The organism is Glaciimonas sp. Gout2 (genome assembly GCF_035018905.1).
In the GTDB taxonomy this organism is placed as follows: Bacteria; Pseudomonadota; Gammaproteobacteria; order Burkholderiales; family Burkholderiaceae_D; genus Glaciimonas.
Genome location: NZ_JASJXA010000021.1, coordinates 62,228 through 77,994, shown reverse-complemented (window position 1 = coordinate 77,994; position 15,767 = coordinate 62,228). Strand labels below are relative to the sequence as shown.

At 49.0% G+C, this 15,767-nt stretch carries 14 protein-coding genes and 4 tRNA genes; 7 read left to right on the top strand and 11 right to left on the bottom strand.

Going from position 1 to position 15,767, the window contains the following annotated elements; genetic code table 11:
* From QN379_RS15010 to QN379_RS15000, 3 genes are all read left to right on the top strand, one after another.
* Nucleotides 1-846, top strand: an 846-nt coding sequence (locus QN379_RS15010) for a DUF2345 domain-containing protein (protein WP_323506991.1), incomplete at its 5' end; no start/stop codon positions are given.
* Nucleotides 843-2,342 carry a hypothetical protein gene (locus QN379_RS15005; protein WP_323506990.1) on the top strand — a complete coding sequence of 500 codons (1,500 nt, stop codon included), beginning with the start codon at nt 843-845 and terminating at the stop codon, nt 2,340-2,342. The genes QN379_RS15010 and QN379_RS15005, both read left to right, overlap by 4 nt.
* 16 nt (nt 2,343-2,358) lie before the next feature.
* A complete protein-coding gene (locus QN379_RS15000) occupies nt 2,359-3,483 on the top strand; it encodes an Imm72 family immunity protein (RefSeq protein WP_323506989.1) in 1,125 nt (374 codons plus the stop codon).
* 219 nt (nt 3,484-3,702) lie between these two features.
* Here the strand turns inward: QN379_RS15000 and QN379_RS14995 are convergent, their stop codons facing one another.
* From QN379_RS14995 to gcl, 6 genes are all read right to left on the bottom strand, one after another.
* Entirely contained in the window at nt 3,703-4,308 is a 606-nt protein-coding gene (locus QN379_RS14995) for an amino acid synthesis family protein (RefSeq protein WP_323506988.1), read from the bottom strand.
* 45 nt (nt 4,309-4,353) lie between these two features.
* Nucleotides 4,354-5,775 (bottom strand): pyruvate kinase, encoded by a 1,422-nt coding sequence (gene pyk, locus QN379_RS14990; RefSeq protein WP_323506987.1) that lies wholly within the window; start codon nt 5,773-5,775, stop codon nt 4,354-4,356.
* A gap of 195 nt (nt 5,776-5,970) precedes the next feature.
* Entirely contained in the window at nt 5,971-7,260 is a 1,290-nt protein-coding gene (locus QN379_RS14985) for a glycerate kinase (RefSeq protein ID WP_323506986.1), read from the bottom strand.
* Nucleotides 7,261-7,547: 287 nt separating this feature from the next.
* The gene (gene glxR / locus QN379_RS14980; RefSeq protein ID WP_322236638.1) at nt 7,548-8,435 is read right to left on the bottom strand and encodes a 2-hydroxy-3-oxopropionate reductase; all 888 of its coding nucleotides are present in this window, start codon (nt 8,433-8,435) and stop codon (nt 7,548-7,550) included.
* A gap of 81 nt (nt 8,436-8,516) precedes the next feature.
* Nucleotides 8,517-9,296 carry a hydroxypyruvate isomerase gene (hyi, locus tag QN379_RS14975; RefSeq protein WP_322236636.1) on the bottom strand — a complete coding sequence of 260 codons (780 nt, stop codon included), beginning with the start codon at nt 9,294-9,296 and terminating at the stop codon, nt 8,517-8,519.
* Between the two features lie 57 nt (nt 9,297-9,353).
* Complete coding sequence (gene gcl, locus QN379_RS14970) at nt 9,354-11,129, bottom strand: glyoxylate carboligase (protein ID WP_323506985.1); 1,776 nt, start codon at nt 11,127-11,129, stop codon at nt 9,354-9,356.
* A gap of 377 nt (nt 11,130-11,506) precedes the next feature.
* Here gcl and QN379_RS14965 point away from each other — a divergent pair, with 377 nt between their 5' ends.
* Nucleotides 11,507-12,421 carry a LysR family transcriptional regulator gene (locus QN379_RS14965; RefSeq protein WP_323506984.1) on the top strand — a complete coding sequence of 305 codons (915 nt, stop codon included), beginning with the start codon at nt 11,507-11,509 and terminating at the stop codon, nt 12,419-12,421.
* Nucleotides 12,422-12,721: 300 nt separating this feature from the next.
* Here the strand turns inward: QN379_RS14965 and QN379_RS14960 are convergent, their stop codons facing one another.
* Nucleotides 12,722-12,901, bottom strand: a complete 180-nt coding sequence (locus QN379_RS14960; protein WP_322236630.1) for a hypothetical protein — start codon at nt 12,899-12,901, stop codon at nt 12,722-12,724.
* A 642-nt stretch (nt 12,902-13,543) separates the two neighbouring features.
* Between QN379_RS14960 and QN379_RS14955 the strand changes: the two genes are divergently transcribed.
* The 3 genes from QN379_RS14955 to QN379_RS14945 all read left to right on the top strand — a co-directional run bounded on the left by QN379_RS14955 (nt 13,544) and on the right by QN379_RS14945 (nt 14,871).
* Nucleotides 13,544-14,062: a glycine zipper 2TM domain-containing protein gene (locus QN379_RS14955; protein WP_322236628.1), complete on the top strand. Its 519-nt coding sequence runs from the start codon at nt 13,544-13,546 to the stop codon at nt 14,060-14,062.
* Nucleotides 14,063-14,200: 138 nt separating this feature from the next.
* Complete coding sequence (locus QN379_RS14950; RefSeq protein WP_322236626.1) at nt 14,201-14,353, top strand: DUF3309 family protein; 153 nt, start codon at nt 14,201-14,203, stop codon at nt 14,351-14,353.
* A gap of 194 nt (nt 14,354-14,547) precedes the next feature.
* Nucleotides 14,548-14,871: a hypothetical protein gene (locus tag QN379_RS14945; protein ID WP_322236624.1), complete on the top strand. Its 324-nt coding sequence runs from the start codon at nt 14,548-14,550 to the stop codon at nt 14,869-14,871.
* Nucleotides 14,872-15,092: 221 nt separating this feature from the next.
* Here QN379_RS14945 and QN379_RS14940 read toward each other — a convergent pair.
* From QN379_RS14940 to QN379_RS14925, 4 genes are all read right to left on the bottom strand, one after another.
* A tRNA-Glu gene (locus tag QN379_RS14940) sits at nt 15,093-15,168 on the bottom strand.
* 146 nt (nt 15,169-15,314) lie between these two features.
* Nucleotides 15,315-15,390 (bottom strand) — tRNA-Glu (locus QN379_RS14935).
* 146 nt (nt 15,391-15,536) lie between these two features.
* Nucleotides 15,537-15,612: transfer RNA gene (locus tag QN379_RS14930), tRNA-Glu, on the bottom strand.
* 69 nt (nt 15,613-15,681) lie between these two features.
* Nucleotides 15,682-15,757: transfer RNA gene (locus QN379_RS14925), tRNA-Ala, on the bottom strand.
* Nucleotides 15,758-15,767: the final 10 nt, after the last annotated feature.

Genomic DNA, 15,767 nt, shown 5'->3' with positions numbered 1-15,767 from the left:
CTTGAAGCCGATGAGCACAAAGCGGTCACCACTTCACTCACCGATCAGAACGACGCGATTCAAGGGACCGGCGGCAAGGCCAAAGACGGCAGCTTTCCCGAATTAACCGCACCGCATCTGATACTCGCCAGTCCAGCGGGAATCGCTACCACGACGCCGCAATCAACTCACATTGCCAGCGGCGAACATGTGGCGATCACCAGCGGACAGGATATAAGTTTGTCGGTCGGACAACGGCTCATCGCTAGTGTCAAAAACGGCATCCGCCTGTTTGCCTACAACGCCGGTATGAAAATGGTCGCCAGCAGCGCCGACATCGATGTGAAGGCATTAAAGAACAGCCTCAACATTTTAGCCAAACTCAATATTACCCACACCGCCAATACCATCTCCATCAATGCCACCGAAGAAGTCATGATCAATGGCGGCGGCAGCTATACCAAATATAACGCCAATGGCATTGAGAGCGGGACCAGTGGCGCGTATCTGATACGGACGGCGAGCAGCGATGTGGCCGGGCCAAAAGGCTTACCAGTAGTAACGCCATCTTTCCTGCAATCCGATTTCAAACGTGAACTGGATGTGGCGTATCACGATAACGATGCTGTGCAAGATGGCTCTTTCAGTATCAATTTTGACAGCGGAAAAAACTATCAGGGTCAACTCGATCATTCGGGAAAGGCAAATCTACCCGACGCACCCGATGGCGTCGGCCAGCTCATACTTGGCGAAGATCAGCGTGCGTTTATCGGCAAAGCGATCCATCAGAAATCTTCAGCATATGAAATGCTTTGGACACAGGACGACATGCACGATTCCATTAAAAAAAGGGGAGATGCGCCATGAGTGCAGAAATCGAACTGACCGTATTCGAGGTCGCCGATGATATCTGGGAGCGCGCGCATCAGGCAGGCCATCAGGCCGTGAACCAGATCGTCGGCGGGGCACAGTGGATCGGCGGGGCATTAAAAGGAGAGTTTAAAACCAAGCCAACGGTGGGCCAAATTGTCGTCGACGCAGTGGTCAGCATGTTTCCTGTAGCGGGCGAAATCACGGCTGCCCGCGATGCCATTGCGATTAGCTTGCGCATGGCCGATAGCGATAAAGAGGCGAAAGACATTTGGAACTGGGTCGCATTGGTATTGTGTTTGCTCGCTGTGATACCAGTGTTGGGTGGCATCTTGAAAGGTGTCGGCAGATTGTTGCTACAGGCGGCATATGACTCCGCCAAACTATCACACATAGGCGAACAGATATTAGCCTTCCTGCGCAAAATGGGCTACGGAAATACACGCGTTTTTTTTAACACGCTGGACTTTACAGCGTATCAGGCACCCGTCACGTCAGCTTATTATGTCTTGATGCGCCGTCTACGCGACACGAGTATTTTTACGGCCCGTGAGTTGGGCGCGGTATTGCCCGCCCCGGTCAAAAGCTGGTTGCAAGCCTTGCCGCCAAAGCTCGACAAATTGCAGCTTCTGGCCGACAAAATGATTCCACAAGCTTTTAAAGAACTGAACGCTTTACTCAATAAAGTGCGCAGCAATTTGATTGAGGGTAATGTTTTTCCCATCACAGTCGGTGCGGGTCCAATCAAAATTCGCACCACCGAGGCGCGGATTGGCGAGGTGTCACCTATTCATATTGCGAGTAAAGGGCATACAGCGGCGACGCGGGCGCATTACAAGCATAAGGAAGGATGGCCTCGGTTGGATGGGTATAAAAAGGAAATTGACGAAGTTAATACTATTTATCCGAATTTATATTCCTTCAGTAGTAAAGCATCAATAGAGCCGGTATTGCTTCCCGCCGGAAAGAAGGTCTATCTGCCAAGAATCATTGACACTGAAGAGCCCAGAAAAACTGGAAATTTTTGGGCAGAAAAAATTCCGGTAAATGGCAAAGCATGGCGGTTGGATTACGCGGTCAAGCAAGATTGGAGTAAAAACGGCGCTTATCTGGTGCTGGAACACATACCATCGGCAGACGACATGCGCAAATTAGGTATTCATGTCGATGACAGTTGGGAAGGTATTCGTGCATGGCGCGGGAAAGTAGCCGAGCAAGTCGATTCTCAAGGCGCGAAAGCCACCGGTATCTTATTGCCAGGTGGCGAAATCCAGCTGTATATCGACTTCCATGATGCCTATCATAAACCGCTGCGTGAATACGTTGAAAAACATGTACCGGTAAAGCCGACCAACTGGACCGACGCAAACATTCCACATCATGTGCGGCCAACCGCCGTCTTTTTGGCCCCTAACGAACGCTCCGCCAAGATCGTCCAGGAAGGTTATCTATTACGCGGTGCGGCCACGGCGGGTAAGCAAACAAATAACTAACAGATAGGGAAATAATATGCAAAACCGACAAACCATGACACCAGAGCAGGAACAGCAAGCACGGAATCAGGCGTTTTACTTACTTAAAAAATATACCAGTTTTACCTTTCTGGATCAGGCCAGATTGCGGTATCAAGGTTTTTTGGATGCGTTTGTTAACCAACTGAAGACCCCCCCGCTTGCTGTACAAAACTATCGCTACGCCGTTCATGCTCAGACCCGGCATGAAGAAGAATACAAAGAATTCCTGCGCCAGATGATATCAATGGAGCAAGGACTGGCGCTGCTTCGTTCTACGCACCATAAGCAAGAGGCATACAACACGATTTCCCGGACAGATTTTATGGAGCAATTATTTGGCCGATATGCAGATGAAAAGGGGGTGTGTATTGACCCTTTTTATATTGCTTTAGGGATTGTCTACGAACATCCCGGAAATAGCATTCATCCAAGTAATCATACCGCCTTCATCAAGGACGTCATCATCGCTGCGGCGATGAACTCTACTCGGCGGATCACGACGTCGAACTTGAAGGATTACGACCCTTTTCGTTTAGTGGATTGGAATAGCCTACGTCAGTCCCAAAAATGGACCTATGAAACCCTCTTCTTCGAACCCGAATGGCCGATCCCCAGGATCTTCCCGGATTACCTTCCGTCTTGTCCATCCTATAACCGCAACCATCAGGATCAAATCTTCACCGGTGGGACCATTCCCACTGACGGTATCTGGGAACCGTGGTTTATCACGCCGATCTTCAAAAATACTGATCCGGCAAAGATGGCTGCAAAAGTCGGTTGCCCTAATTATTTTTTAGCCGGCGCGGTTGCCACCGAATATCAATTAGAAGGCATGGACACGTGGGAGGAAGTCTGGTGGCGTTTGCTGTGGGAAGACAAGCGCTATCTGGACGGCACGATTCCCGCTGAAGAAGCGGACTATCTGAAAACCAGACCGCCGGTCGCGCCGCAGATATTTACAGATCATAAAGCTTATCCGGGTGATGTGTGTCCAATAACAGGCAACTGGCATGCGCCGCATATGCAAGGCAAAACGGTGCGAGTGGAGGCAGGGAATATCATGCCAGGGTCAAAAATTAACGCGGCAGGGAATGCTGTCACCTGGTATCTCAAAGTGTAAAGCGAACCCCATTACCAGCGAAGGCTGGTTAGGTTTAGTTTTGCTGATAAATTTACATAGCTGTAAAGTTATCTATTGCCGATCTCTGTATCAAGGGCATTAAAGTCCTGATCGAAATTAAAAAAACGATCAGGCTTGCACTTTTCTAACAAAAGAAAATAACTTGTTGAAAATTTAGCTAATGCGCAATTTTAGCAACCTCCGATATTACGCATTACCTCAATTCAACCCATTCTTTCCTTCAATTTCGATCGCTTTCAATCCACCCAAACGTGCATGCAGACGACCGCGCGTTGCTACTGCGAATGCTACGACGATTTCGTCCGCATTGGGTGCATCGGTGAACTGGGTCGTCACCGTATCGTAATGCGATGGCACGTATAACGCGTCTTTATGCGCCAACGGAATATCAAGATTGGTGCCCGGTACACCACGCTTTCCTGATGATGGAATCCATGCTTTGCCTCCGCCAATCGCTTCGCGAATTGGCATGACAAATGCCGGCGTTAAGAACGCATTACCATGCTCATATTCGCCGCCGATGCCGACGATGCAGGCTTTGCCGTAACTTTCAACTTTATCTGTGCCTAGCGCCAAATTGAGTCGGCGACCGAATTCCGCTCCCAGCGCAGGAGAATTAGCGAGAATTTTTTCCAGGCTTTGATTGAATTGTCCTGCGTACGGATTATGGATGGCGACCGCTATTACAATCTTTCGCAAGGCCGCACCATCGGCTAGTACACCGCTTTCATTTGCCAGCGTGTCATCAATTTGGGTGTACCACTTACGGATATGATAGTTTTCGAAATTTGCAGGTTTTGTCATTTGTTATATCTCATCCATCATTTAAAAGAGGTTGCTGAAGACGACTTATTGCGGCCAAATTTCTGCAAGACGCAACAGGTTGGTACTACCGGGTTGACCAAAAGGCATACCAGCAGTGATTGCGATCTGATCTCCAGCAATAGCAAAACCTTCTTTGACGACCGTTTCACAAGCTGCTTTGACCATCTCGCTTTCGTTATGAACCTGGTCGCTGATCGTCGAATGAACGCCCCACACCAGCGCCAGTCGACGTGCCGTTGCAAGCTTTGGTGTGATGCTGACAATCGGTGCAATCGGCCGTTCACGGGCGGCGCGTAAACTGGTATGCCCAGAACTAGTGTAAGTCACGGTGGCTTTGGCGCCAACGATGCGCGTAACGTCACGGAGTGCGGAACAAATTGCGTCGCTGCGATTAGGTAACGGCGTCTCTTGTTGTGCATCAAGCAGATTGCGGTAAAGTGGATCTTGCTCGACTTCAGCGATAATCCGATTCATCATTTCTACCGCTTCCAGCGGATAAGCGCCGCTAGCTGATTCTGCAGACAGCATCACTGCATCGGAACCATCATAAATCGCACTCGCGACATCTGACGCTTCAGCCCGCGTAGGAACCGGCATCGTAATCATCGACTCAAGCATTTGGGTGGCGATGACTACCGGTTTTCCCTGTTGACGGCACACACGCAAGATACGCTTTTGTACGCCCGGAACACGCTCTGGCGGAAGCTCAACACCAAGATCACCGCGGGCCACCATAATCGCATCTGACACATGGACGATTGCATCAAGTTGATCTAGGGCGGCCGGCTTTTCCAATTTGGACAGCACCCATGCGCGGTCACCGATCAACGCTTTGGCTTCGAGCACATCTTCGGGACGCTGAACAAATGACAGCGCGACCCAATCAACCCCCAACTCCAGTGCGAACGCCAGATCACGCTTATCTTTTTCGGTTAATGCGGGAATGGGCAACACGGCGTCCGGCACATTGACGCCTTTACGGTCAGATAACGCTCCACCATTAACCACGCATGTACGGATACGCTGACCATCACTATCAAGTACTTTAAGACGTAATTTTCCGTCATCCAGCAACAATGATTGACCACCAGCGATGACTTCAAATAGCTCCGGATGCGGGAGACAAACCCGGTCACTATTTCCGGGAGTGGTGTCCCGATCGAGCGTAAATTCCTGACCAGCGGTTAACGTAATTTTGCCATCGACGAACTGACCAATACGGAGTTTAGGTCCTTGCAGATCAGCAAGAATAGCAATAGGACGACCAACAGTTCGCTCTACTTCGCGCACTAGACGATAACGCTCATGGTGATCGGCGTGACTGCCATGACTGAAGTTAAATCGGAAGACATCTGCGCCGGCTTCGAATAGCGCCTGGATCATTTCCTGACTGGAACTGGTGGGGCCTAGTGTGGCGACGATTTTTGCTTTTCGTTGGCGGCGCATGGAGGGCTTTCTTTTGCGAGTTGTGAGAGGGGAATTCAGTTAGACTTATTAGCGGTCTAAGCGGTTTCGGGGTAACATTTTTAAATTGGTACTGGATTAAGTTGGCGTTATATTATTCTTGCCTCGGCTCGGCCTTTGTCGAAGCTAACGCGTCACCGAGTAGCAGTGACGGCATTAAGTAAAATTACCCAAACTCTACAAAATCAACATAGCCCGAAAATCATTAACATTTGTCCTCGTCGGCCCACTAACAACCAAATCCCCCAACGCCTCAAAAAATCCATACCCATCGTTGTTATCCAGCATCGCCTTAGGTCGCAAACCCAGCTCCTCCGCCTTTCGCATCGACTGCGGTTGGTAGATCGCACCAGCGTTGTCTTCGGACCCATCAATGCCATCCGTATCGCAAGCGATGGCGTGGATATCGGGATAGCCGTCAAGCGCAGTCGCCAGGCTCAACAAGAATTCTGCATTGCGCCCGCCTCGCCCATGCCCCCGTACAGTGACCGTTGTTTCACCGCCCGATATAACAACGCAAGGCTTCGCGAATGGCTGACCGCGGCGTGTAATTTGGCGCGCCAGAGCCGCGTGGGCGAGACCGATATCTCGGGCTTCGCCTTCCATTTCATCCGATAAAATATACGGGGTCAGACCAGCCGCCAACGCTGTCGCGGCGGCGGCCTCTAAGGCATCCTGCGCGGTAGCAATAACGTAATGCTGATTCCGTGCCAGTTTTGGATCACCAGGTTTTGGGCTCTCGCCGTCGCCGGATTCAAGGTGCTGCAAGATTGCCGCAGGAATCTCAATCTGATACTTTTTTAAGACTGCCAATGCTTCGGCGCAGGTCGTTGGATCGGCTAGTGTCGGACCGCTGGCAATAACGCCCGGATCGTCGCCAGGAATATCGGAAATCATCAGCGTCACAACCCGCGCTGGCGCACACGCCAACGCTAGCCGACCGCCTTTGATGGCGGATAAATGCTTACGCACGCAATTCATTTCAAAAATATTTGCGCCGCTTTTTAATAATGCTTTGTTGATTGCTTGTTTTTGCTCAAGCGAGACACCTTGCGCCGGCAGGGCCAATAATGACGATCCGCCGCCGGAGATGAGGCAGAGCACCAAATCGTCTTCAGTCAATCCTTGCACCATTTCCAATATCCGCGCAGCGGCTTGACGTCCCGCCTCGTCTGGCACTGGATGGGATGCTTCAACCACTTCGATGCGCTTGCAATCAGCGCCGTGACCGTAGCGGGTCACCACCAATCCTCCTAGTTCACCTTGCCAATGATCCTCTACCGCTTTTGCCATGGCAGCCGCTCCTTTGCCAGCGCCAATGACTAGCGTTCGACCTTTGCCGGTTGGGGCGGGAATTTTGGCTAAATAAGCTGGTAGACATTTGGTGGCGCTGACAGCATCGACGGCGCTTTGGTACATGTCTAATAATAGTTGGCGAGGATTAATTGCGGCGGTTTGGATAGTCATGCTGAGTGGCCTTGAGTGGTGAATAGCAAAATTTAATTAAACGTTTTCATCGTCTGGCAATTGTATTCGATCGTCTGTATTAAACAGAGTTTATGCTCCGTAGATACGAGTGGAGTAGCCCGCCAAATAGCTACTCTTTCTTGATACGGTTCGTTGCCCCGCAAAAAAGACTAACCAAAAAGAACGTGACTGAAGAGCTAAGGCCCGCCGCAGGCGGGTCCTCAATTGTGTCGACGTTATTCATAAAACCGGCGGCTACGAATATAATTTTGCACCCAATTTACCACTTATGCAGAAGCAATTTGATGATTCGACATAATTTCGATTGCCCTGCATAGCGCAGAATGATCCAATCCGCTCATACCATTTGCAGCGCAGGTATTCATGAGCTCTTGCGCCATAGCAGTATTTGGTAATGAAATACCAAGTGCCTTGGCGCCTTGCAACGCTAGATTTAGATCTTTTTGATGCAACTCAATACGGAAACCTGGATTAAAAGTACGTTTAACCATTCGCTCACCGTGAACTTCCAAAATGCGCGATGCCGCAAAACCACCCATCAGTGCTTGTCGAACCCGTGCTGGATCGGCTCCTGCTTTTGAAGCGAATAATAATGCCTCTGCAACAGCTTGAATATTCAGGGCAACAATGATTTGATTAGCCACTTTGGTGGTCTGACCGTCACCATTGCCGCCAACCAACGTTATGTTCTTACCCAACAATTCGAACAACGGTTTAACGTCGTTGAAGGTAGTTTCAGAACCGCCGACCATAATCGTCAATGAGGCGGCTTTGGCACCGACTTCACCGCCAGAAACTGGCGCATCCAAATATTCACAACCGAGTGCGTTGATTTTTTTTGCGAAGCCTTTGGTGGCAATCGGTGAAATTGAACTCATGTCGACGACAACTTTACCTGCGGTCAAACCCTCGGCTACGCCTTTATCGTCGAACAATACGGCTTCCACGTGTGGGGTATCCGGTACCATGACGATAATGATATCAGCGCGTTTGGCAACTTCTGCACCGGACGTACAGACTGTTGCGCCGCCGTCTATCAATGCTGCTGGTGGATTTTTTTGATCATGGAGATATAACTTGTGGCCACCGCGTTGTAGATTTTCCGCCATCGGCGCGCCCATGATACCTAATCCAATAAAGCCTACTTTTGCCATGATAAATCTCCTAGATGTGGTAAAAATTGTCTGTCATTACTTTGCGATCTAATGAATCAGCTACATACATAAATGCCTTGCTTATAGGCCGTGCGCTGTGCGCCAACCCAATCCATCCACTGTTCCCGCCTTAGGCTTGTACTCACAACCGATCCAGCCGTCGTAACCGATTTCATCCAAAAACGAAAATAGGAAGCGATAGTTGATTTCGCCAGTACCGGGTTCAAAACGGCCTGGATTGTCGGCCAGTTGTATATGTGCGATGCGGGGAAGATTGGCTTTGATGGTGTTTGCCAATTCGCCTTCCATTCGTTGCATGTGATAAATGTCGTATTGCACAAAAATATTGCCCGACCCAGTCGCCGCAATAAGATCGAGCGCTTGCTGGGTTCCGCTGAGGTAGAAGCCGGGAATATCGAATGTGTTGATCGGTTCAATCAACAAACGAATTCCTGCTGCCTGAAATTTATCTGCAGCGAATGTCAAATTGCTGACAACGGTGGCTTTTAGTTCTTCCGCACTGACGCCGGATGGTGCGATGCCGACCAGACAGTTCAATTGCTTCACACCGAGTATCTTGGCATAACGCAGCGCCTCATCTATGCCTTCCTTGAATTCACTGATGCGATCCGGATGACAGGCAATCCCGCGTTCGCCAGCTTCCCAGTTACCCGCTGGCAAATTGTGAAGAACTAATTCCAAGCCATTGGTCTGCAATTTATCGCTTATTTCCTCTGCTCGAAATGCATACGGAAACAGAAACTCAACACCTTTGAAACCGGCTGTGGCTGCTGCGCCAAAACGTTCAAGAAATGGTAACTCCGTAAACAGCATTGTGAGATTGGCAGCTAGTTTGGTCATATTTTTTCCCCTTCTATTCAATGATGCGGAAATGATTTCAGCGCAGATTAAAGTGACTTAGTCCAACAAACTAACCGCGGTGGGCGCATCTTCACGACTAGTCGCCAAATCTTCAAACTCGTTGATGTTGTCAATTTCGTTACCCATGGCGACGTTAGTGACGCGCTCCAAAATAATTTCCACCACTACCGGCACGCGGAACTCGGCCATCCAGCGCTTTGCTTGCGCAAATGCGTCCTGAATCTGATTCGGATTGCTGACCCGTATGGCTTTGCAACCAAGACCTTCAACTACGGCAACATGATCCACGCCATAGCCGTTCAACTCTGGCGCATTGATATTCTCAAATGCAAGTTGTACGCAGTAATCCATTTCAAAGCCGCGTTGCGCCTGACGTATCAAACCAAGGTAAGAGTTGTTAACTACCACGTGGATGTACGGCAAATTAAACTGCGCGCCGACGGCCAACTCTTCAATCATGAATTGAAAATCATAGTCGCCAGAAATCGCGACTACTTCACGCTTCGGATCCGCGACGCAGACGCCGAGTGCCGCCGAAATAGTCCAGCCCAATGGACCGGCCTGACCGCAGTTGATCCAATGCCGCGGATGGTATACGTGCAGGAATTGGGCCGCTGCGATTTGCGACAAACCAATCGTGCTGATGTAGCAAGTATCGCGACCGAATGCGCGGTTCATTTCTTCATACACGCGTTGCGGTTTGACCGGTACGTTTTCAAAATGCGTCCGGCGCTGCATAGTGCGTTTGCGCTCCTGGCATTCGCGCAACCAAGCTGACCGATCAGGTAATTTACCCGCTGCTTTTAATTCTTTTGCGACCTCAATAAACAGGATCAATGCGGCTTTTGCATCCGAAACAATGCCATAGTCAGGACCGAAGACGCGACCGATCTGCGTCGGCTCAATATCCACGTGCACAAATTTACGGCCTTTGGTAAATACTTCGACTGAACCGGTATGGCGATTGGCCCAACGATTGCCGATACCTAGTACAAAGTCCGATGCCAACATAGTGGCATTGCCATAACGATGGCTGGTTTGCAAGCCGACCATTCCCGCCATTTGCGGATGATCATCGGGGATTGCGCCCCATGCCATCAATGTTGGAATCACCGGAACGCCGGTCAATTCAGCAAACTCGACAGCCAGTTCAGCAGCATCCGCATTGATAACGCCGCCACCAATTGTCAGCAACGGACGCTCGGACTCACCTAACATGGTCAACGCTTTTTCAATCTGTGCCCGGGAAGCTTTCGGCTTGTAGACTGACAACGATTCATACGTATCAGGATCAAATTCGATCTCTGCCACCTGCACATCAAACGGCAAATCAATGAGTACGGGACCCGGGCGACCTGAGCGCATTAAATGGAAAGCTTGCTGGAACACGCGTGGCACCAATGCTGGCTCACGCACGGTTACCGCCCATTTAGTGACTGGTTTAGCGATTGACTCAATATCGACCGCTTGAAAATCTTCTTTGTACAAACGTGAACGCGGTGCCTGACCGGTAATGCACAAAATAGGAATCGAATCCGCCTGGGCTGAATATAAGCCGGTAATCATGTCGGTACCGGCTGGTCCCGAAGTGCCGATACAGACGCCGATATTACCAGCGGTAGCGCGGGTATAGCCTTCGGCCATATGCGATGCGCCTTCAACGTGACGGGCCAGTACGTGTTTGATGCCGCCGTGCTTTTTCATCGCTGAATAAAGCGGGTTAATGGCTGCACCTGGAACACCGAACACTTGCAAACAGCCTTCTTTTTCCAATACATATACCGCTGCGTCAATTGCTCTCATCTTTGCCATATTGCCTCCAGATTGTTAATTGTTTTGTTACCGCTTAAACATCGCTATCAAGGTGTTACCAAACGAAAATTTATCCAACTCTCACCACAATGAGCAACACAATGAGCGCGGTGTTTGATTGGGATAAGGACTTACGCAAAACTAGCCTCACATTGAATTTGCCCACCCCTCAGACAAAACCAATACGTCGTATCGCGGCGCGTGGGCGGCTAAGAAAGCACAATGCAGTTTTGGCGATTTTGCGTAAATCCTAAAGGATTGAAGTCGATAAAGCACATCGTAATAGCAAACTTTATGTTTGATAAGAAGACAATTCGTCTTCTTATTCCATACTTTTAGTACGGAATCCGCGGTAAAGTAGACAATCGGAGGAAGATATGGACAAGCTGAAACAAATCGAAGCGCTCGTCAGTGTGGTCGAAAAAGGGAGTCTGGCCGGTGCGGCGCTGGAGCAAAACATCACACCCGTCATGTTAGGACGGCGTATTGATGCGCTAGAGAAGCGACTCGGTACCAAGCTCATGCATCGCACCACGCGTCATCTGACACTAACTGAACAAGGAACAGTGTTTCTGGATCATTGCCGTAAGCTACTGACAGATCTTGATTTTGCCGAAAAAATTATTTCCGAAGGGCGCCATAAAGCCACCGGACATTTAGTGGTGTCGGCGCCAGCAGCGTTTGGACGTAAGCACGTCGCGCCGCATGCACCGGATTTTATTGCAGCTAACCCGGAAGTGAGAATTTCGTTCAATCTCACTGATCGTGTGGTCGATCTGGTACGCGAAGGCTACGACATCAGCATTCGTATCGGCGGCGTAATTGACCCCAATTTCGTTGCGGTAAAACTAGCGAGCAATCGGCGCGTAGTGTGCGCTACTCCAGATTATCTGCGTCGCAACGGCACGCCTGCTACTTTAGACGATATAGCAGATCACAATTGCTTATCGTTTAACCTGCAAGGCGGCCAGCAACGTGGATGGTATTTCCAACAGGGTGGTAGGCCGATTGTGATTAAGGCAGAAGGAAATTTGGATTGTAACGATGGCGAGTTGCTACATCGATGGGTGAGCGAAAGCCTCGGCTTGGCGTGGCGATCTACCTGGGAAATTCAGTCACAGTTAGCCAGCGGCGAACTCATTACCGTTCTCGATGAGTTTGCACTGCCACACTACGACATCATGGCTGTATATCCGCAGCAAAGACATCTCCCTGCTAAAACACGATTTTTCATCGATCGCTTGAAAGAAACCTTCGCTAAACCTGGTTACTGGACTCAAAGCGTGGCATGAAATATTTAGTCAAAGCGGTTTAAATAACCACCTGTTTAACACCCGTTTACCTGTTACCCATCATTTAGGACAAGGGCGTAAACCAGAGTGAGAGGGGAGTGGTAAAGCCTGACTGCGAGCGCATCACAATAGATGCCAGATCAGGCCGCAACGCACACGCACACGCACAAACATGCACACAACAAACCGCGCCTGCGCGTTTAACGACCAGATTTGAGTAAGACTGAATAAAAGCTAACGAATAAGCTGACGAAATTTTCCCGGAAGAAGAATTCTTTGTCACCCCTAACACGCGATTATCTACTCCGCCCGACCATGTCTCTCGGGAAGATTTCCACCCTCGCCTTCCCAGGTAGTAATCGCTTTTTTCTGTAAATTTTGCTCCGAATTAGCTCGGGCTAGTCTTTGCTTCGCCATCAACAACAATGCGGTCAAACTAGAAACGGCTAGCATCAATAAAGCACTTTTGCTGTTCATCATTTAGAACTCCTTTTAACCTTGCAATCATCCGTTCGAAATTTCTTTCTGGCAACCTTCAAAATGATCAACGTTACGCAGCAGAATTTAAGAGAGTTTAAGTCCAATTAAGCTATCTTGAATACTCATAATAGACCGCTCTTACTTCTCGCCGTATAGGACAGCCTCCTACCCTTAAGTAGGACGAACGGTAATAACGGTAACGCTATAAGTATTCGAGATAATCATAATGCGTAGCCAACGGCTGACGTTCGGCTAGGTTACTTCGCGTAGTCCTACAGCATTAAGAGCCCCCGTCCGATAGAGTTAGAAATCCTTTTTCTTTATAATTAACTAGCTCGTTGAGGCGATCTAGTAGCTCCTTATCCCTAAAACTTACTCTAAAACTTAATTCGTGATGTTATTTTTTTCGCCAACCGATTCGAGAGGATTACGTCATGGGTAAGTATTTTTTAGCATGGCTGCTCGGCGTACCGGCAGTCATCGTAGTACTCATCTATATTTTTATGCATTGACCTTCAGGGCAGCATATTTAGAAAAAGTGTTTTTAGTTTTCACTAACGTTGAAGAAGGTTGGTAACGACCAATCCACACTGAGATTCCGTACTCATCTATCACGACTAGTCAATGGATTTAGGAGATGCCATGAAATACAACAATATATCCCGCACTTTTTTAGTTTCGACGGTGATCGGCGGGACCCTTCTTCTTGCATCTTGCGCCAGCCCATACGATGGACAGCAATACCGCAATCCTCCAAATCAATCTTATCAATCAAATCAATATAATCCGCCCAATCAAAACATTCCATCGAGCCGACAATCCTATAACGGCCGCGGCGTCGTTGATGCCATCGATGTCGTTCAAGGAGAAAACCAAAGCCGCGGAATTGCAGGCGCACTAGTCGGTGGCCTACTAGGCGGCGTCTTGGGGCATCAAATCGGTCATGGAACTGGTAATACAGTCGCCACAGTTGGCGGTGCGGTCGGCGGCGCGGTAGTCGGAAACCAGCTGGAGCAACGCAATAATCAAACTCCTTCCTCTTACGACGTGCGCGTTCGTATGAACGACAACGGTTACCAGACCATCAATCTCAGCAATCCAGGGGATTTACGCGTAGGTGATCGAGTAAGGATCGATAACGGCCAAATTTCACGTTATTAATCGATTGCGCTAAAAGGATAGACACAATCACATCCGACAAAATCGACTTGTCCGCAAGTTTAAAAAACAGGTCGAAGCTGCATCACATGCTTGGCGTTACATCTTTTTTTGCAACAACTAACCAAAGAGGAGTAAAGCATGGGAACGATCCTTCTAATTATTTTGATTCTATTACTGGTGGGCGCGCTACCAACCTGGTCGCATAGCCGCAGTTGGGGCTATGGACCAAGTGGCATCACAGGCGTCATCGTCATCGTGCTCATTGTGTTATTGCTCACCGGACGGCTGTAAGGTCACGCTTAACATAAGCCTGACGTGCATTGTGACCCTAATGGGTAATGACTCTTTAGACAATAGCACTATGCCGCAACAAAACTCTCACCTGAGACAAATGTTTATCGGTGGACTCAAGCTAAGTTGAACCACTTTTCTTGCATCTCATAAACCGCTGCGCAGCAACATTACCGCAGCAAGGAGTAATAACCATGCACCGCAAAATTCACGCTGCTTTCCTAACCGCTCTGATAGCGACTGGAAGTTACGCGATGCACGCTTTCGCCGCCGAAGAAAATGTACAAATGAAAGACCCGCCTCGCTGGCATAGCGAGGACATGTCCCCGCGTGCGCGCTTCAATAACATGACAAAGGAAGCCAACGCGGCTTATCAACAGTCACTAAATGAGTGCCGTAGTTTACGCAATAGGGAACTGGCTGCTTGTCGTAATGAGGCGAAGAGCAATTTAGCGAGCGATATGCAACGTGCGCATCGCGTGTTAGCACGCCAACGTGCTGATTCTGATATGGAATGAAAATGTGAACTTTTAAAGTTGATGCAGATCATTCAAAAACAATATCCATCATCACACCACCATTGTGGATTTAATACAACAATATAATTACATCTTTGATCACACTCTTAAAATCTATCTGTAGAGAGTGTTTATTTAGTGATTTTTTATTAATGATCGATATACGGTGATATTTCCAACAATGCAAAAAGCCCGCATCAACCGATGCGGGCTTTTTATCTTGGTGTCCCCAAGGGGATTCGAACCCCTGTACTCACCGTGAAAGGGTGATGTCCTAGGCCTCTAGACGATGGGGACAGAAATCTGTCCTTACTACTTTGCTGTACATACACAGCTTTGCTCGCGTGGCCTTGCTTCGCTTACAATTTACACTAAATCTGCAATGCTCGACCTATTCGGTCTTAATACAAAAAGTCGCATCACGCAGATGCGACTTTTTTATCTGGTGTCCCCAAGGGGATTCGAACCCCTGTACTCACCGTGAAAGGGTGATGTCCTAGGCCTCTAGACGATGGGGACAGAAATCTGTCCTTACTACTTTGCTGTACATACACAGCTTTGCTCGCGTGGCCTTGCTTCGCTTACAATTTACACTAAATCTGCAATGCTCGACCTATTCGGTCTTAATACAAAAAGTCGCATCACGCAGATGCGACTTTTTTATCTGGTGTCCCCAAGGGGATTCGAACCCCTGTACTCACCGTGAAAGGGTGATGTCCTAGGCCTCTAGACGATGGGGACAATAATCTGTCCGTACTGCTAGTGGTATTACTTTGCTACTTTACTCTTTTTTACTCCACCTGCTTACGCTGGTGGAGGTAAGCGGGATCGAACCGCTGACCTCTTGCATGCCATGCAAGCGCTCTCCCAGCTGAGCTATACCCCCTTGCGAAGAA